Below are 16,970 nucleotides of genomic sequence, written 5' to 3'. Positions count from 1 at the left end.
TGATGCTGGTCGGCGGCGCGATGGGCGTCTGCGCGCTGGCGCTGGTGGCGCGCGCGGTCGACCTGCAGCTGGTGCGCAACGAGTTCTACCGCAAGCAGGGCGACGAGCGCTTCCTGCGCGAAGTCACGATCCCGACCTCGCGCGGCATGATCACCGACCGCAACGGCGAGCCGCTGGCGGTGTCCACGCCGGTGGAATCGATCTGGGCCACGCCGCAGGAAGTGCTGAAGTCGCCCGAGCGCATCCCGGCGCTGGCCGCGGCGCTCGGCATCGACGCCGAGACCCTGCGCACGCGCCTGATCCAGCGCAAGCAGAAGGAATTCGTCTACCTCAAGCGCCGCATCAACCCGGCCGAGGCGCGGCGCATCCTCGCACTGGGCGTGCCGGGCGTGGCCTCGCAGCGCGAATACCGCCGCTTCTACCCGCAGGGCGAAGCGATGGCGCATGTGCTGGGCTTCACCAACGTCGACGACCACGGCCAGGAAGGGCTGGAGTACGCCTACGAGCGCGTGCTCGCCGGCCGCCAGGGCCTCAAGCGCGTGATCCGCGACCGCCATGGTCGCACCGTGGAAGAGGTCGACCTCGTCCGTCCGGCCGAACCGGGCCAGAACATCACGCTCACCATCGACCGCCGCATCCAGTTCCTCGCCTATCGCGAACTGAAGCAGGCGATCGAGGACACGCATTCGGTGAGTGGATCGGCGGTGGTGCTGGACGTCGCCACCGGCGAAGTGCTGGCGATGGCGAACCTGCCGTCGTTCAACCCGAACGCGATCAGCCTCGGCACCCGCGACGCCCACCGCAACCGTGCGGTGACGGACGTGATCGAGCCGGGCTCGACGATGAAGCCGCTGACCGTCGCCGCGGCGCTGGAAGCCGGCGTCATCACCCCGCGCACGCTCTTCGACACCAACCCTGGCTGGATCCCCAACGGCCGCTGGAAGACCACCGACACGCACAACTACGGCGTGCTCGACACCGTCGGCGTGATCCGCAAGAGCTCGAACGTGGGCTCGGCGAAGATCGCGATGCGCCTGAGCAAGGACCAGATGTACGGGTTCTACAGCCGCTTCGGCTACGGCGCGACCACCGGCAGCGGGTTCCCGGGCGAAAGCCCCGGCGACCTGCCGAAGCCGGAGGACTGGAGCGGCACGACCAAGCAGACGATGGCCTACGGTTACGGCGTGAGCGTCACCCCGCTGCAGATCGCGCGTGCCTATGCCGCGATCGGCAACGGCGGGCGTTCGGTGGTGCCGACGTTCGTGAAGGGCGAGACCGGCGAAAGCCGGCAGATCCTCGATCCGGCGATCGCCGCCGAAGTGCTGCGCATGATGCAGACCGTGACCGAGCCCGGCGGTACCGCCGTGCAGGCGTCGATCCTCGGCTACCACGTCGCCGGCAAGACCGGCACCGCGCGCATCAATGCCAACGGCGTGTATTCCAAACGCTACAACGCGTTCTTCGCCGGACTGGTGCCGGTCGACCATCCGCGCTTCGCGATGGTCGTGGTGCTGAAGGACCCGGATCCGACGCTGGGCTACACCGGTGGCCTGGTGTCCGCGCCGGTGTTCCACAACGTGATGGAAGGCGCGCTGCGACTGATGGACGTGCCGCCGGACGACATCGACACCTGGCTGGCCGCGCAGGCCAGCCCCGACGTTCGTCGCGCGCGGCAGGCTGCGCAGGTGGCCGTTGCCCCGCCGGTCGCGCTGCCGTCCGCGATGTCGACGCCGGCTGCGGCGCCCCGCGTCCCGTCGGTGCCGCGTCGCGCGCCTGCCCCGGCGCTGCCCGCAGCACTCGACGCCGTGCCGGCCGCGGGAGGCGCACGATGAGCCGCCGCATGCCGCTCGCCGCTCTGCTGCCCGACGTCACCGGCATTCCGGGTGGTCTGGCGATCGCCGGGCTGGTGCAGGACAGCCGCGCCGTACGCCCGGGCGATGCGTTCGTCGCGATCGCAGGTTTCGGGGCGCACGGTTTGAACTTCGTCGCGCAGGCCGAAGCCGCGGGCGCCGCCGTCGTGCTGTGCGAAGCGCCGGTGCCGACGGAATTCGCCGAGGTCGTCGAGTCGGCGCGCGTTCCGGTGATCGCGGTGCCGCGGCTGCGTGCGCGGCTCGGCACGTTGGCCGACCACTTCCACGCGTCGCCGTCGCGCACGATGACCACCGTCGGCGTCACCGGCACCAACGGCAAGACCTCCACCGTGCAGCTGATCGCGCAGGCGTGGACGCTGCAGGGCCGCATCGCCGGCACCATCGGCACGCTCGGTGCCGGCCTGTACGGCCAGGTGTCGCCGACCGGCTTCACCACGCCGCTGGTGCTGCGCACGCACGCCTTGCTCGCCGAGCTGCGCGACGCCGGTGCACAGGCCGTGGCGATGGAAGTCAGCTCGCACGCGCTCGACCAGGGGCGCGTCGACGGCGTGCATTTCGCGGTCGCGGTGTTCACCAACCTCACCCGCGACCATCTCGATTACCACGGCACGATGGACGCCTACGGCGAGGCCAAGGCGAAGCTGTTCGCATGGCCGGACCTTGGCGCGGCGGTGCTGAATCTCGACGACGCGCACGGCCGCGCGCTGTTCGACGCCGTACGGGCGCGCGACGCGGTGCCCGCGATCGGCGTCAGCGCGCGCGGCGATGCCGATGCGACGCTGCGTGCCGACGGCATCGTGCTTGATCTCGCCGGCATCGCCTTCACGCTGCACGTCGGTGGCGAAGCACATGCGGTGCGTTCGTCGCTGCTCGGTCGCTTCTACGTCGACAACCTGCTGGCGGTCGCTGGCGTGCTGCATGCGCAGGGCGAAACGCCGGCGAACATCGCCGACCTGCTGTCGCAACTCGCGCCGGTGCATGGCCGCATGAATCGCCTCGGTGGCAACGGCGACCGTCCGCTGGTCGTCGTCGACTACGCACACACGCCGGACGCGCTGGCGCAGGCGCTCGACGCGCTGCGTGCGCATGCGACGGGCCGCGTCCTCTGCGTGTTCGGTTGCGGCGGTGACCGCGACGCCGGCAAGCGCCCGCAGATGGCGGAAATCGCCGAGGCGCGCGCCGACGTCGTGTTCGTCACCGACGACAACCCGCGCACCGAGGACGGCGACGCGATCGTCGCCGACATCCTCGCCGGCTTCGTCGATGCCGCGAAGGCGCGCGTCGTGCGCGACCGCGGCGCGGCGATCGCACAGGCCGTCGCGGAAGCGCAGGCGGGCGATCTCGTGCTCATCGCCGGCAAGGGCCACGAGCCCTACCAGGAGATCCACGGCGTGCAGCATCCGTTCGACGACACCGAGGTCGCGCGCGCGGCCCTGGAGGCGCGGGCATGACGCCGATGACGCTCTCCCGCATCGCGCAGGCCACCGGCGGCCGCCTCGTCGGCGACGACCGCACGATCGACGCGCTGGTCACCGACACCCGTCGCCTCGATGCGATGGGTATGCCCTTGTTCGTGGCGCTGCGCGGCGAGAACTTCGACGGCAACGACTACGTCGTGCAGGCGGTCGAACGCGGTGCTGCTGCGGCGCTCGTGTCGCGCCAGGCCGATGTCGCGATCCCGCAGGTCGTCGTCGCCGACACCGAGCGCGCGCTGGCGGCGCTGGCCGCGTCGGTGCAGCACGGCCGTGCGACGAAGGTGCTCGCGGTCACCGGCAGCAACGGCAAGACCAGCGTGAAGACGCTGGTGTCGGCGATCCTCGAAGCCGCTGCGCCGGGCCGCGCGTACCACACGCCGGGCAACCGCAACAACGAGATCGGCCTGCCGCTGGCGGTGCTCGATGCACCCGACGACGCGCTGTACGCGATCTACGAGATGGGCGCCGGCAAGCCGGGCGACATCGCGTATCTGACCGACATCGTGCGTCCCGATGCGTCGCTGGTGAACAACATCGCGCCGGCGCACCTGGAGCGCATGGGCAGCCTGCTCGGCATCGCCGACACCAAGGCCGCGATCTACGACGCGTTGGCTGCCGCCGGCACCGCCGCGATCAATGCCGACGATGCGTTCTCGCCCTATTTCGCGGCGCGCGCGCAAGGCCGGCGCCAGCTGCGCTTCGCGCTCGACGCCGATGCCGACCTCACCGCACGTGACATCGCGCTTGCGGCGGACGGCTCGCGCTTCGTGCTGGTGTCGCCGGAAGGCGAGGCCGACATCGCGCTGGCGATGCCCGGTCGCCACAACGTGTCGAACGCGCTGGCCGCGGCGGCGTTGGCCATGGGCGTGGGCATCGGCTTGCCGGCGATCGCCGCGGGTCTCAACGCCGCGCGTCCGGTCGGCGGTCGCCTCAACGTGCATGCGCTGCCCGGCGGCGCGACGCTGATCGATGACAGTTACAACGCCAATCCGGGCTCGCTGCAGGCCGCGATCGACACGCTGTCTGCGGTCGGTGGCGCGCGCTGGCTGGTGATCGGCGACATGCGCGAACTCGGTGCGGATGCCGCGGCGCTGCACGTCGAGATCGGTCGCCGCGCGAAGGCTGCGGGCATTGCCCGGCTGTACGCGCTGGGCCCACTCAGTGCGGGTGCGGCCGATGCCTTCGGGGAAGGCGGGCGGACGTTCGATACCCACGCTGCGCTGGCGACGGCGCTGCGTGCGGATCTTGCTGACGTCGCCGACGCGCCGCGGGTGCTGGTGAAGGGGTCGCGCGGCAGCGCGATGGACAGAATCGTGAACGACATCCTCGCCGGCGGCGGGGACGGGGGAAACACCCATGCTGCTTGAGTTGACGCGCTGGCTGGAAACCTTGCAGCGCCATTTCGGCCTGTTCGGCTATCTCACCTTCCGCGGCATCCTCGCCGCGCTGACCTCGCTCGGCCTGTCGCTGTGGTGGGGCCCGGCGGTGATCGCGCGCCTGGCGAAGCTCAAGGGCGGCCAGCCGATCCGCAAGGACGGCCCGCAGTCGCATTTCTCCAAGGCCGGCACGCCGACGATGGGCGGCGCGCTGATCCTGCTGACCATCCTCGCCTCGGTGCTGCTGTGGGGCGACCTGCGCAACCGCTACGTGTGGGTGGTGCTGGTGACGATGATCGCCTTCGGCTGGATCGGCTGGTGGGACGACTGGATCAAGATCGTCAAGCGCGATCCCAACGGCATGCGCTCGCGCACCAAATACGCGCTGCAGTCGCTGTTCGGCCTCGCCGCCGGCCTGTTCCTGTACTACACCGCCGACGCGCAGTCGGCGACGACGCTCTACATCCCGTTCTTCAAGAACGTGGCGCTGCCGCTGGTCGGCGTCGGTGGTGCGGTCTTCTTCGTCGCGGTCGCGTACTTCTGGGTGGTCGGTTTCTCGAACGCGGTGAACCTCACCGACGGCCTCGACGGCCTCGCGATCATGCCCACGGTGCTGGTCGCCTGCGCGCTGGGCGTGTTCGCCTACGCCTCGGGCAACGCGGTGTTCTCGGAATACCTGAAGATCCCGGCGGTGCCCGGCGCGGGCGAACTGGTGATCATCTGCGCGGCCATCGCCGGCGCCGGCCTCGGTTTCCTGTGGTTCAACACCTATCCGGCGATGGTGTTCATGGGCGACATCGGCGCGCTGGCGCTGGGCGCGGTGCTCGGCCTGGTCGCGGTGATCGTGCGCCAGGAGCTGATTCTCGTCGTGATGGGCGGCATCTTCGTCATCGAGACGCTGTCGGTGATGATCCAGGTCGCCTCGTTCAAGCTCACCGGCAAGCGCGTGTTCCGCATGGCCCCGATCCACCACCACTTCGAGCTGAAGGGCTGGCCGGAGCCGCGCGTGATCGTGCGCTTCTGGATCATTTCGGTGGTGCTGGTCCTCGTCGGCCTCGCCACGCTGAAGGTGCGCTGATGGCGAACGCCTCCCTCCTCCCGCGCTTCGGGTTCGGCCAGCAGGCGACGCGTCTCGACGCGTTGCCCGGCCGCTACGACCCGTGGCTGCTCGGCGCGATCGTCGCGATCGCCTGCCTCGGGGTGGTGATGGTGGCGTCCAGTTCGATCGCCATCGGCGAAAGCCTGCACGTCGGCCCGTACTACTTCCTCGTCAAGCACCTGATCTTCATCGTGCTGGGCACGGGCGTGGCCGGCTGGCTGATGCGCACCGAACTCAAGGGCATCGAGCAGCGCGACCACCTGCTGCTGGTGCTGTGCTTCGTGCTGCTGCTCGCGGTGTTCCTGCCCGGCATCGGCCGCACCATCAACGGCGCGCGGCGCTGGCTCAACCTCGGCCTCACCACCTTCCAGGCCGTGGAAGCGGTGAAGTCGATGTACATCGTGTGGTTGGCCAGCTATCTCGTGCGTTTCCGCGACGAGGTCAACGCGACCTGGGGCGCGATGCTCAAGCCGCTGGGCGTGGCGGCGATGCTGGTGGCGCTGCTGCTGCTGCAGCCCGACTTCGGTTCGTCGTCGCTGATCCTCGCGATCACCGCGGGCATGCTGGTGCTGGGCGGCGTGCACCTGCCGCGGATGTTCGGCCCGGTGGTGATCGGCCTGACGGCGCTGGCGGCGATCGCCATCGCCGAGCCTTACCGCGTGCTGCGCCTGACCTCGTTCCTCGATCCGTTCCGCGATCCGTTCGGCAGCGGCTACCAGCTCAGCAATGCGCTGATGGCGATCGGCCGCGGCGAGTGGTTCGGCGTCGGCCTCGGCGGCTCGGTGCAGAAGCTCGACTTCCTGCCCGAGGCGAACACCGACTTCATCCTCGCGGTCATTGCCGAGGAACTGGGCTTCGCCGGCGTGTGCGCGGTGATCGCGCTGTACACGCTGCTGGTCGGCCGTGCGTTCTGGATCGGCCTCAAGTGCGTGGAGATGCGCCGCCACTTCGCCGGCTACTGCGCGTTCGGTGTCGGCCTGTGGATGGGCCTGCAGAGCTTCGTGTCGATCGGGGTGAACCTCGGCCTGCTGCCGACCAAGGGTCTGACGCTGCCGCTGATTTCCTACGGCGGTTCCAGCGTGCTCGGCACCTGTGCCGCACTCGGCCTGCTGCTGCGCGTGTCGTACGAACTCGACCGCGCCGAACGCCAGGTCGCGCGCCTGCGCGGCGAGGCGGCGCAGAGCTACGCCGGCCCGATGCCCGACACTGCGCAGCCGCCCATCGCGACCGCGCCGTCGAACGTGTCGAAGCCGACGGCCGGTGCCACCGCGACGTCGACCGCGAATGCCGCGCGCGGCACCAGCCGCCTGCGCGATCGTGTGGAACCCACCTTCGGGAGGCGCGCATGAACGCGACGTCTCCGCAGACGACTTCGCAGGCGCCGGTGCTGATCCTCGCCGGCGGTACCGGCGGCCACATCTTCCCGGGCCTCGCGGTCGCGGCCGCGCTGCGCGCGCGCGAGGTGCGGGTGCTGTGGCTCGGCGCCGACGGCGGCATGGAAACGCGCCTGGTGCCACAGCACGGTGTCGCGATCGAGACCATCGCGATCTCCGGTGTCCGCGGCAAGGGCATCGGCACGCTGCTGCGCGCGCCGTTCCGCGTGTTGTCGGCCATTCGCGCCGCGGGACGCGTGCTGAAGGCGCACAAGCCGCGCGCCGTGATCAGCTTCGGTGGCTTCGCCGCGGGGCCCGGCGGCATCGCCGCGGTGCTGGCGCGGGTGCCGCTGCTGGTGCACGAACAGAACCGCGCGCCGGGCCTGACCAACCGCGTGCTGGCCCGCTTCGCCCGTCGCGTGCTCTGCGGTTTCCCCGATGCATTCCCGGGCAAGGAAACCGTGGTCGGCAATCCGGTGCGCAGCGTGATTGCCGCCGTGCCGCCGCCGCGCGAGCGCTTCGCCGGTCGCGATGGCCCGATGCGCGTGCTGGTGCTGGGCGGCAGTCAGGGCGCGCGCGCGCTCAACGACGCGGTGCCGAAGGCGATCGCGCAGTTGCAGGGCGCGGGCGTCGACGTGCGCCACCAGTGCGGCGAGAAGCTGCGCGACGACACCGCGCGCGCCTACGAAGCGGCCGGCGTGCCGGTGTCGATCGAACCGTTCATCGCCGACATGGCGGCCGCGTATGCCTGGGCCGACATCGTGGTCTGCCGCGCCGGTGCGCTGACGCTCGCCGAGCTGTGCGCCGTCGGCGTCGGCGGCCTGCTGGTGCCGCTGCCGACCGCGGTCGACGACCACCAGACCAAGAATGCCCAGTACGTCGCCCAGCGCCGTGCCGGTGTGGTGCTGAAGCAGGACGATCAGCTCGTTCCGAAACTGGCCATGGAGCTGCGCAATCTGGTGCTGGATCCGGATCGCCGCCTGTTCATGGCCGATGCCGCACGTTCGCTGGCGAAGGTCGATGCCGCCGAACGCGTGGCCGATGCCGTGCTCGAGGAGGCCCGCGCATGATCCGTCGTCTGCTCGACGCGAAGGATGTTTCCAAGGCGGATTTCGCCAAGTTGTTCCCGCGCGTGCATTTCGTGGGCATCGGCGGCGCCGGCATGAGCGGCATTGCCGAAGTGCTGTGCACGCTGGGCTACCAGGTGTCCGGCTCGGACAACGCCGACAACGCGACCACGCGCCGGCTCGCCGCGCTCGGCGCCACCGTCTCGCGCGGCCACGCCGCGGCGAACGTGCTGGGCGCGGACTGCGTGGTGGTGTCCAGCGCGATCAAGCGCGACAACCCCGAGTGGATGGAAGCGCGCGCGCAGCGCATCCCGGTGGTGCCGCGCGCCGAGATGCTGGCCGAACTGATGCGCTTCCGTCGCGGCATCGCGATCGCCGGCACCCACGGCAAGACCACCACGACCTCGCTCACCGCGAGCGTGCTGGGCGAGGCCGGGCTCGATCCGACCTTCGTCATCGGCGGCCAGTTGCTCGCCGCCGGTGCCAACGCGCGCCTCGGCAGCGGCGACTGGCTGGTGGCCGAGGCCGACGAAAGCGACGGCAGCTTCCTGCGCCTGAACCCGCTGGTCGCGGTCGTCACCAACATCGACGCCGACCACCTCGAGAACTACGGCGGCGACTTCGCGCGCGTGAAGGCCGCGTTCTCCGAATTCCTGCACCGGCTGCCGTTCTACGGCCTCGCCGTGCTGTGCATCGACGATGCCGAGGTCGCGGCGCTCGCCGCGGACACGCCGCGCCATGTCATTACCTACGGCTTCGACGCGAAGGCCGACGTGCGCGCCGAGGACGTCGAGCAGGCCGGCCCGGCGATGCTTTTCACGCTGTGCCTGCCCGACGGCTCTCGCACGCCGACGACACTGGCACTGCCGGGTCGCCACAACGTGCAGAACGCGCTGGCCGCGGCGACGATCGGCTGGCAGCTCGGCGTTGCGCCGGAGGTCATCGCGCGCGCACTGGAGAAGTTCGCCGGCATCGGCCGCCGCTTCAACCTGCTCGCAGAACTGCGCACCGCGCAGGGCGCGACCGTGCAGTTGGTCGACGACTACGGCCACCATCCGAAGGAACTGGACGCGGTGTTCAAGGCCGCGCGCGGCGGCTGGCCGGATCGCCGCCTCGTGGTCGCGTTCCAGCCGCACCGCTACAGCCGCACGCGCGATCTCTTCGATGATTTCGCCGCGGTGTTGTCGAATGTCGACGCGCTGGTGCTCACAGAGATCTATCCGGCCGGTGAAGCGCCGATCGCCGGTGCCGACGCCAAGTCGCTGGCGCGCAGCATCCGCGCGCGCGGCCGCATCGACCCGGTCGTGGTCGGCAGCGCCGGCGAACTCGCCGCGGTGCTGCCCGACGTGCTCCGCGACGGCGACCTGCTGCTGATGATGGGCGCCGGCGACATCGGCGCCGCCGCGCAGGCGCTCGCTGCGCAGGGTTTCCCTTCCGAACGCGCCGGGGAGGCGACGCCGTGACCGCCGTGTCCTCTGCCCGTTTCACCGATCCCGCCGTGTTCGGCCGCGTTGCCGTGCTCATGGGCGGCACCAGCACCGAGCGCGAGGTGTCGCTCGACTCCGGCCGCAACGTGCTGGAAGCGCTGCGTTCGCGCGGCGTCGATGCGCACGCCGTCGACGGCATCCCGGCGCTGATCCAGGCGCTGGCGATGCCGTCGGAAGCGCGTTTCGATCGCGTGTTCAACATCCTCCATGGCAACCGCGGCGGCGGCGAGGACGGCGTGCTGCAGGGTGCGCTGGACGCGCTGGGCGTGCCGTACACCGGCTCCGGTGTGCTCGGCTCCGCGCTGACGATGGACAAGATCCGCACCAAGCAGGTGTGGATGAGCGAAGGCCTGCCGACGCCGAAGTTCGTGCGCCTGCGCGCGGGCGATGACATGACGGCGGCGGCGCGGGCGCTCGGCCTGCCGGTGTTCGTGAAGCCCGCCTGCGAAGGCTCCAGCGTCGGCGTGTTCCGCATCCTCGCCGAAAGCGATCTCGCGCAGGCCGAGGCGTTTGCCGCGACCTATGCCGGCGAGCTGCTGATGGAGCAGATGGTGCAGGGCGAGGAATTCACCGTCGGCATCTTCGGCGACCTCGCGCTGCCGTCGATCCGCATCGTGCCGGCGGGCGAGTGGTACGACTACCACGCCAAGTACATCGCCGATGACACCCAGTACCTGTGTCCGGGTCTCGACGGCGACGACGAGGCCGCGATCCGCGATCTCGCGCTGCGCGCATTCCGTGCCGCCGCGTGCAGCGGCTGGGGCCGCGTCGACGTGATGCGCGATCGCCGACTCGGCTTCATGCTGATCGAGGTGAACACCGCGCCGGGCATGACCAGCCACTCGCTGGTGCCCAAGGCCGCGCGCCAGATCGGCATCGGCTTCGAGGACCTGTGCTGGCGCATCCTCGAAACCACCGTGGCCACGCTGCCGGAGGCCGCCGCACGATGAAGGCGTTCCTGCGACTGCTCGCGTGGGTGCTGGCGCTGACGCTCGTCGCGCTGCCGATCGTGGCCGTCATCCAGGGCTGGGCCGGCACCGAGCGCTGGCCGCTGCGCACGGTGAAGGTCGAGGGCCGGCTGACCCGCGTCACCGACGCGCAGATCGTCGCCGCGGTGCTGCCGCACGCGCGCCGCGGCTTCTTCGCCGTGCGCCTGGAAGACGCGCGCGCCGCGGTCGCCGCGCTGCCGTGGGTCGAGCACGCCGAAGTGCGCAAGCAGTGGCCGGACAAGCTGGTGGTGACGATCGAGGAACATCGTCCGTTCGCGTGGTGGGGCGCCGATCGCCTGCTCTCCGAGCGCGGTCGCATCTTCCCGGCGAAGGGCGTGTCCGTGCCGGACGGCTTGCCGCGTTTCGATGGTCCTGAAACGCGCATCGCGGACCTCGTGCGGCTGTACAACGAATCGCGCGCCGCCTTCGCGCCGACCGGGCTCGACGTGCGCACGCTGCGCCTCGACGACCGCGGCAGCTGGTCGCTGACGCTCTCCAACGACGCCGAACTGCTGGTCGGCCGCGACGACGCGAAGCTGCGGCTGCAGCGCTTCGCGCGCCTGCTGCCGCGGCTGGAAGCGCCGCAGGGCGAGACGCTCGGTCGCGCCGATCTCCGCTACACCAACGGCTTCGCGCTCACGTGGCGACCGGCTCCCGCGCTGGCCCCCGAAGCGCAGGCGCAGGACAGGACATGAACCGCAAAGGCGACAAATCGCTGATCGTCGGCCTCGACATCGGCACCTCGAAGATCGTGGCGCTGGTGGGCGAGTACGCCCCCGGCAACCCGGTCGAGGTCATCGGCATCGGCACGCACGAATCGCGCGGGCTCAAGCGCGGCGTGGTCGTGGACATCGAGTCGACGGTGCAGTCGATCCAGCGCGCGATCGAGGAAGCCGAACTGATGGCCGGCTGCGAGATCCGTTCGGTCTATGCGTCGATCTCGGGCAACCACGTGCAGTGCCGCAATTCGCCGGGCATTGTGCCGATCCGCGACGGCGAGGTCAGCTACCAGGACCTCGACCGCGTGCTGGAAGCGGCGAAGGCGGTGGCGATCCCTGCCGACCAGAAGATCCTGCACGCCATCCCGCGTGACTACGTGCTCGACGATTCGCAGGAAGGCATCCGCAACCCGGTCGGCATGACCGGCGTGCGCCTCGAAGTGCACGCACACCTCGTGGTCTGCGCGCAGTCGGCGGCGGCCAACATCAGCAAGTGCGTGCAGCGCTGCGGCCTGCAGGTGGACGACCTGATCTTCTCCGCTCTGGCCTCCAGCACCGCGGTGTTGACCAGCGACGAGCGCGAACTGGGCGTGGTGCTGGTCGACATCGGTGCCGGCACCACCGACATCGCGGTGTTCGTGCACGGCGCGATCTGCCACACCGCGTCGCTGCCGATCGCCGGCGACCACGTCACCAACGACATCGCGCACATGCTGCGCACGCCCACGCCCGAGGCCGAGCAGATCAAGGTCCGCTACGCCTGCGCGCTGGCGCAGCTGGCGACGGCCGAGGAAAGCATCCAGGTGCCCAGCGTCGGCGATCGTCCGCCGCGCCGGCTGCCGCGGCATGCGCTGGCGCAGGCGGTGCAGGGTCGCTACGAGGAGATCTTCGAGATGGTGCAGGCCGAATTGCGTCGCTCGGGCTTCGAGGAACTGGTGCGCGCCGGCATGGTGCTGACCGGCGGCGCCGCGAAGATGGAAGGCGTGGTCGAGCTGGCCGAGGAAATGCTGCAGATGCCGGTGCGCGTAGGCATCCCGCAGCACGTCAGCGGACTCGGCGAAGTGGTGGGCAATCCGGTGCATGCCACCGGCGTCGGCCTGCTGCTGATGGGCAGCCAGATCGAGCATCCGCGCCGCCCGGTGATCCCGGCGGGTCGCGCGGTCGGCCTGTTCAACAAGGTGCGGACCTGGTTCAAGGGAGAGTTTTGACCGGCGCGTCCCCCGGCGCATCGGTCGCGGCTTCGGAAAGCGGTTTCGAACACTGTTTTGAGGTTGGCTTCAGGACGATTCGGAAAGACGGTTCACGAAGGCGGAGCGGCAAACGGTTTCACGGCAACACGCGATCCAGACAACAGCGACACACATAACTAGACGAGGACACGGACATGGCATTTTTCGAACTGGTGGAAAAGATGGCGCCGAACGCGGTCATCAAGGTCGTGGGCGTGGGCGGCGGCGGCGGCAACGCGGTCGCGCACATGGTCAACGGCTGCATCGAGGGCGTGGAGTTCATCACCGCGAACACCGATTCGCAGGCGATCAAGAACTGCGGCGCCAAGCTCCAGCTGCAGCTCGGCAGCAACGTCACCAAGGGCCTGGGTGCGGGCGCGAATCCGGAAGTCGGCCGCCAGGCCGCGCTGGAAGACCGCGAACGCATCATGGATGCCCTGCAGGGCGCCGACATGGTGTTCATCACCGCGGGCATGGGCGGCGGCACCGGCACCGGCGCCGCGCCGGTCGTGGCGCAGCTGGCGAAGGAGATGGGCATCCTGACCGTCGCCGTCGTCACCAAGCCGTTCCCGTTCGAAGGCCGCCGCCGCATGCAGGTGGCGCTGAAGGGCATCGAGGAGCTGTCGCAGCACTGCGACTCGCTGATCACGATCCCGAACGAGAAGCTGATCACCGTGCTCGGCCGCAACGCGACCATGATCCAGGCGTTCCGCGCCGCCAACGACGTGCTGCAGGGCGCGGTGCAGGGCATCGCCGACCTGATCGTGCGCCCGGGCCTGATCAACGTCGACTTCGCCGACGTGCGCACCGTCATGTCCGAGATGGGCCTGGCGATGATGGGCACCGGTTCCGCCCGCGGCGACGACCGCGCGCAGGCCGCCGCCGAATCGGCGATCAACAACCCGCTGCTGGACGACGTCAACCTGGCCGGCGCCAACGGCATCCTGGTCAACATCACCGCCGGTCCGGACTTCACGATGGCCGAGTTCGACGAGGTCGGCCGCACGATCGAGAACTTCGCTTCGGAAGACGCGACCGTGGTCATCGGTACCGTGCTCGACCCGGAGATGCAGGACGAGGTGAAGGTCACGGTGGTCGCCACCGGCCTGAACCGCGCCGTCTCGCGCCAGTCGGTGCGCACCCAGGATCGCGACGAGGGCTTCGCCCAGGCGCGCCGTCCGCAGGTGCAGCTGATCAACACCCAGGGTCGCCGCGACGGCACCACCGGCATGATGATCGACGAGCCGATGGCGCCGGTGTCCCCGGGCGCCGGCATCGCCGCCCACCTGCGCGGTCGCGGCCCGGCGGATGCCGGCCAGGCCCCGGCGGCCGCCGATTTCGGCAGCGACAGCAGCTACCTGGACATCCCGGCGTTCCTGCGCCGGCAGGCGGATTGATCCGCGCCGGCGGCCGTCCACCAGCGGCCGTCGGCGACATTGCCATGTCCCTTTCCGCCGGACTCCGGTCCGGCGGGTTTTTCCGTCGGCGTCGGTGGCGGTACCACACGGTTGTTGCACCGCGGAAACAGAGCGTCGCTTCCGTTCAGGTTCAGCATCCTGCGTGCTAATCTCGCCCTCCGTTCGCAGGCGAATTCCTGCATTTCCCGTCTCTCCCGACGCGCAGGCACCCGACACTCCCATGGCCCGGCAACGCACCCTCCGCAACACGATCCGCGCCACCGGCGTGGGCCTGCACAGCGGCGAGAAGGTGTACCTGACCCTGCGACCGGCGCCGGTCGATGCCGGCATCGTGTTCCGCCGCGTGGACCTGGATCCGGTCGTCGAGATCCCCGCCCGCGCCGACCTCGTCACCGAGACCATGCTCTGCACCGGCCTCTCGCGCGACGGCGGCAAGGCGATGACGGTCGAGCACCTGATGTCCGCGCTCGCCGGCCTCGGCGTCGACAACGTCTACATCGATCTGTCCGCGCCCGAAGTGCCGATCATGGATGGCTCGTCCGGCCCGTTCGTGTTCCTGCTGCAGTCCGCCGGCATCGCCGAGCAGAACGCACCCAAGCGCTTCATGCGCATCGTGAAACCCGTGGAAGTGCGCGACGGCGACAAGGTCGCCCGGTTCGAGCCCTACGACGGCTTCCGCCTCGGGTTCACCGTCGAATTCAACCACCCGGCCATTCCCGCGGCGCAGTCGCGCGCGGTGGTCGAGTTCTCCACCGAGCGCTACATCCGCGAAGTCAGCCGCGCCCGCACCTTCGGGTTCATGCGCGACCTGGAGTTCATGCGCGAGCGCAACCTCGGCCTCGGCGGTTCGATGGACAACGCCATCGTGCTGGACGAGTTCCGCGTGCTGAACGACGACGGCCTGCGCTACGCCGACGAGTTCGTCCGCCACAAGATCCTCGACGCCGTCGGTGATCTGTACCTCGCCGGGCACCCGATCCTCGGCGCCTACGAGGGCTTCAAGTCGGGCCACGCCCTCAACAACAAGCTGGTCCGCGCCCTGCTCGCCGAGCAGTCCGCCTGGGAGTTCGCGACTTTCCCGGACGACGTGCCGGTGCCGGTCGTCTACGGCGCCCCGGCCCTCGCCTGACCTTGCCGGAGCTCGGCGGGTTCTCTGGAACGGATCATGTGGATTGCCCGATCCGTGACCTTGCGCCGAGCGTTTTACGATAATTTAACGAAAAAGCCCCGCATTTCTTAACCCCCCGGCCCGATGCGGCCGGTAGCATGCCGGCTTCGTGTCCCACGGACCGGCCCTTTACCCCCACGGCCGGCCCGGGACAGACCCTCAGGTCGGGTCCCCCTGCGCAGGTTCATCGCGGGCGGCGAGGGCAGCCGCGAAGGCTTCGCGCGCGGCGGCCGAAAGGGGAAGTGCGGTCGTCCTGGTCGACGTTCCGGTGCTTCGCGGCCGCATCGCCTGCGGTCCGGATGCCGTGCGCACCACCAGGTCGTCGACTTCCAGCCCGAGGGAGCGGGCGGCGTCGAGCAGGACGGTGGCGGTCAGGCGCATCCGCGCGTGCCACACCGGTGCATCCACGAGGTACACGAGCCTTTTGCGGTCGACGTTCGCCAGGCGCGCATGCGCGGCGAGCTGGGCCGGAAGGTGGGGACGGAGTTGCTGATCCAGCGTGTCCAGCCACAGCGCCCGCCGCAGCGAATGCGTGCCCGGGTCGCTGGCGTCGGTGCCCAGCAGGGCATCGAACGCATCCCGCGGTTTTGCGGGGCGCGAGGCGGGGGGCGTCGAGGGTCGTGAACGAGACATGAGACCGATGACTGTACACAGCTTCCTCCTGCTTGCGCAGCGTCACGCGATGACCGCGGCGCACGCCGTTCAGGCCACCGCGACGCACACCTGGGCACGGTTGCGTCCGCTGTCGCTGCGCGCACTGGCCGCGGGCCGCCGCGCGATGCGCGAGCAGCCCGCCTACGCCGCCGTCGCGCTGCTCACCCTCGGCGCGGTGATGGGCACCTTCGCCCAGAGCTGGCTGCGCGACGCGCAGTTCGATCGCCTGAAGGCCGACGTCATTGCCCAGCGCGACGGCCTGCGCAACACCCGGCTCGAAGCCCAGCGCGAAGTCAACGCGCTCGCGGCCCGGCTCGGCGAACTGCAGGCGGAGGCCAACCGCCTCAACGCGCTCGGCGAGCGCCTGACCCGCGTCGCCCAGCTCGGCGATGGCGAGTTCGACTTCGACAAGCCGGTCGGCGTCGGCGGCGCCGGCCCGGTGCACGACCTGCCGGCCACCGACCTGCGCAGCGGGCTGGACAGCCTCGGCACGCAGCTGCATCGCGCCGGCGGCCAGCTGTCGGTGCTGGAAGCGCTGCTGTTCAACCGCGAACTGGACCGCAACGCGACCCCGTCGCGGGCGCCGGTTGCGCACAGCTACATCACGTCCGGCTTCGGCGGCCGCGCCGATCCGTTCGGCGGTGGCGGCCAGTTCCACAAGGGCATCGATTTCGAGGCCAATACCGGCGATCCGGTGCTGGCGGTGGCCGACGGCGTGGTCACCTTCGCCGGCGTCCGCAACGGCTACGGCAACGTGATCGAGGTCGACCACGGCAACGGCTACGTCACCCGGTATGCGCACAACTCCCGTCTGATCGGCCAGGTCGGCGACCTCGTCCGTCGCGGCCAGGAGATCGCCAAGGCCGGCTCCACCGGCCGCTCCACCGGCGCCCACGTGCACTTCGAGGTCTGGGAAAACGGGGCGGTGGTCAATCCGAACCAGTTCCTGGGCGATGCCGGCGGTGCCGTCGCGCGCCCGGCCGCGAAAGGCTGACCGGCGGGGGGTTGATACCCCCGGGCTCCGGCACCAAGTACAATCGGCTGT

General features: G+C 70.2%; 12 protein-coding genes and 2 pseudogenes. 13 read left to right on the top strand and 1 reads right to left on the bottom strand.

Annotated elements, in window-relative coordinates:
• Positions 1–2: 2 nt before the first annotated feature.
• The 12 genes and pseudogenes from ACT53R_RS04260 to lpxC all read left to right on the top strand — a co-directional run bounded on the left by ACT53R_RS04260 (position 3) and on the right by lpxC (position 15,232).
• The gene (locus tag ACT53R_RS04260; protein WP_476170737.1) at positions 3–1,832 is read left to right on the top strand and encodes a peptidoglycan D,D-transpeptidase FtsI family protein; all 1,830 of its coding nucleotides are present in this window, start codon (positions 3–5) and stop codon (positions 1,830–1,832) included.
• Positions 1,829–3,322: a UDP-N-acetylmuramoyl-L-alanyl-D-glutamate--2,6-diaminopimelate ligase gene (locus ACT53R_RS04255; protein WP_476170592.1), complete on the top strand. Its 1,494-nt coding sequence runs from the start codon at positions 1,829–1,831 to the stop codon at positions 3,320–3,322. Before ACT53R_RS04260 ends, ACT53R_RS04255 begins: the two co-directional genes overlap by 4 nt.
• Complete coding sequence (locus tag ACT53R_RS04250) at positions 3,319–4,713, top strand: UDP-N-acetylmuramoyl-tripeptide--D-alanyl-D-alanine ligase (protein ID WP_476170591.1); 1,395 nt, start codon at positions 3,319–3,321, stop codon at positions 4,711–4,713. Before ACT53R_RS04255 ends, ACT53R_RS04250 begins: the two co-directional genes overlap by 4 nt.
• Entirely contained in the window at positions 4,703–5,800 is a 1,098-nt protein-coding gene (gene mraY, locus ACT53R_RS04245) for a phospho-N-acetylmuramoyl-pentapeptide-transferase (protein ID WP_476170590.1), read from the top strand. The genes ACT53R_RS04250 and mraY overlap by 11 nt, the downstream gene beginning before the upstream one ends.
• On the top strand, positions 5,800–7,170 hold the full coding sequence (gene ftsW, locus ACT53R_RS04240) for a putative lipid II flippase FtsW (RefSeq protein WP_476170589.1): 1,371 nt from the start codon (positions 5,800–5,802) through the stop codon (positions 7,168–7,170). The genes mraY and ftsW overlap by 1 nt, the downstream gene beginning before the upstream one ends.
• Positions 7,167–8,255, top strand: a pseudogene (gene murG / locus ACT53R_RS04235) (undecaprenyldiphospho-muramoylpentapeptide beta-N-acetylglucosaminyltransferase); the annotation flags it as partial. The gene ftsW and the pseudogene murG, both read left to right, overlap by 4 nt.
• 5 nt (positions 8,256–8,260) lie before the next feature.
• Entirely contained in the window at positions 8,261–9,724 is a 1,464-nt protein-coding gene (murC, locus tag ACT53R_RS04230) for a UDP-N-acetylmuramate--L-alanine ligase (protein WP_476170588.1), read from the top strand.
• Positions 9,721–10,698, top strand: a complete 978-nt coding sequence (locus tag ACT53R_RS04225) for a D-alanine--D-alanine ligase (protein WP_476170587.1) — start codon at positions 9,721–9,723, stop codon at positions 10,696–10,698. Before murC ends, ACT53R_RS04225 begins: the two co-directional genes overlap by 4 nt.
• Positions 10,695–11,432 (top strand): cell division protein FtsQ/DivIB, encoded by a 738-nt coding sequence (locus ACT53R_RS04220; protein ID WP_476170586.1) that lies wholly within the window; start codon positions 10,695–10,697, stop codon positions 11,430–11,432. Before ACT53R_RS04225 ends, ACT53R_RS04220 begins: the two co-directional genes overlap by 4 nt.
• Positions 11,429–12,664 carry a cell division protein FtsA gene (gene ftsA / locus ACT53R_RS04215; protein WP_476170585.1) on the top strand — a complete coding sequence of 412 codons (1,236 nt, stop codon included), beginning with the start codon at positions 11,429–11,431 and terminating at the stop codon, positions 12,662–12,664. Before ACT53R_RS04220 ends, ftsA begins: the two co-directional genes overlap by 4 nt.
• A gap of 176 nt (positions 12,665–12,840) precedes the next feature.
• Positions 12,841–13,825: pseudogene (gene ftsZ / locus ACT53R_RS04210) on the top strand (cell division protein FtsZ); the annotation flags it as partial.
• A 498-nt stretch (positions 13,826–14,323) separates the two neighbouring features.
• Complete coding sequence (gene lpxC / locus ACT53R_RS04205) at positions 14,324–15,232, top strand: UDP-3-O-acyl-N-acetylglucosamine deacetylase (RefSeq protein ID WP_476170584.1); 909 nt, start codon at positions 14,324–14,326, stop codon at positions 15,230–15,232.
• A 198-nt stretch (positions 15,233–15,430) separates the two neighbouring features.
• Here lpxC and ACT53R_RS04200 read toward each other — a convergent pair whose 3' ends face one another.
• On the bottom strand, positions 15,431–15,904 hold the full coding sequence (locus tag ACT53R_RS04200; RefSeq protein ID WP_476170583.1) for a DciA family protein: 474 nt from the start codon (positions 15,902–15,904) through the stop codon (positions 15,431–15,433).
• 145 nt (positions 15,905–16,049) lie between these two features.
• Here ACT53R_RS04200 and ACT53R_RS04195 point away from each other — a divergent pair, with 145 nt between their 5' ends.
• Positions 16,050–16,919, top strand: coding sequence for a M23 family metallopeptidase (locus ACT53R_RS04195; RefSeq protein WP_476170736.1), 870 nt, complete (start codon positions 16,050–16,052; stop codon positions 16,917–16,919).
• Positions 16,920–16,970: the final 51 nt, after the last annotated feature.

The organism is Lysobacter sp. DMC104, assembly GCF_056313665.1.
The sequence above is the reverse complement of the archived record's forward strand: the minus strand, read 5'-3'. Positions and strand labels throughout refer to the sequence as shown.

Coding starts and splice junctions, on each gene's coding strand:
- ACT53R_RS04260 (WP_476170737.1), top strand. CDS start 3: ATGCTGGTCGGCGGCGCGATGGGCGTCTGCGCGCTGGCGCTGGTGGCG.
- ACT53R_RS04255 (WP_476170592.1), top strand. CDS start 1,829: ATGAGCCGCCGCATGCCGCTCGCCGCTCTGCTGCCCGACGTCACCGGC.
- ACT53R_RS04250 (WP_476170591.1), top strand. CDS start 3,319: ATGACGCCGATGACGCTCTCCCGCATCGCGCAGGCCACCGGCGGCCGC.
- mraY (WP_476170590.1), top strand. CDS start 4,703: ATGCTGCTTGAGTTGACGCGCTGGCTGGAAACCTTGCAGCGCCATTTC.
- ftsW (WP_476170589.1), top strand. CDS start 5,800: ATGGCGAACGCCTCCCTCCTCCCGCGCTTCGGGTTCGGCCAGCAGGCG.
- murC (WP_476170588.1), top strand. CDS start 8,261: ATGATCCGTCGTCTGCTCGACGCGAAGGATGTTTCCAAGGCGGATTTC.
- ACT53R_RS04220 (WP_476170586.1), top strand. CDS start 10,695: ATGAAGGCGTTCCTGCGACTGCTCGCGTGGGTGCTGGCGCTGACGCTC.
- ftsA (WP_476170585.1), top strand. CDS start 11,429: ATGAACCGCAAAGGCGACAAATCGCTGATCGTCGGCCTCGACATCGGC.
- lpxC (WP_476170584.1), top strand. CDS start 14,324: ATGGCCCGGCAACGCACCCTCCGCAACACGATCCGCGCCACCGGCGTG.
- ACT53R_RS04200 (WP_476170583.1), bottom strand. CDS start 15,904: ATGTCTCGTTCACGACCCTCGACGCCCCCCGCCTCGCGCCCCGCAAAA.
- ACT53R_RS04195 (WP_476170736.1), top strand. CDS start 16,050: ATGCGCGAGCAGCCCGCCTACGCCGCCGTCGCGCTGCTCACCCTCGGC.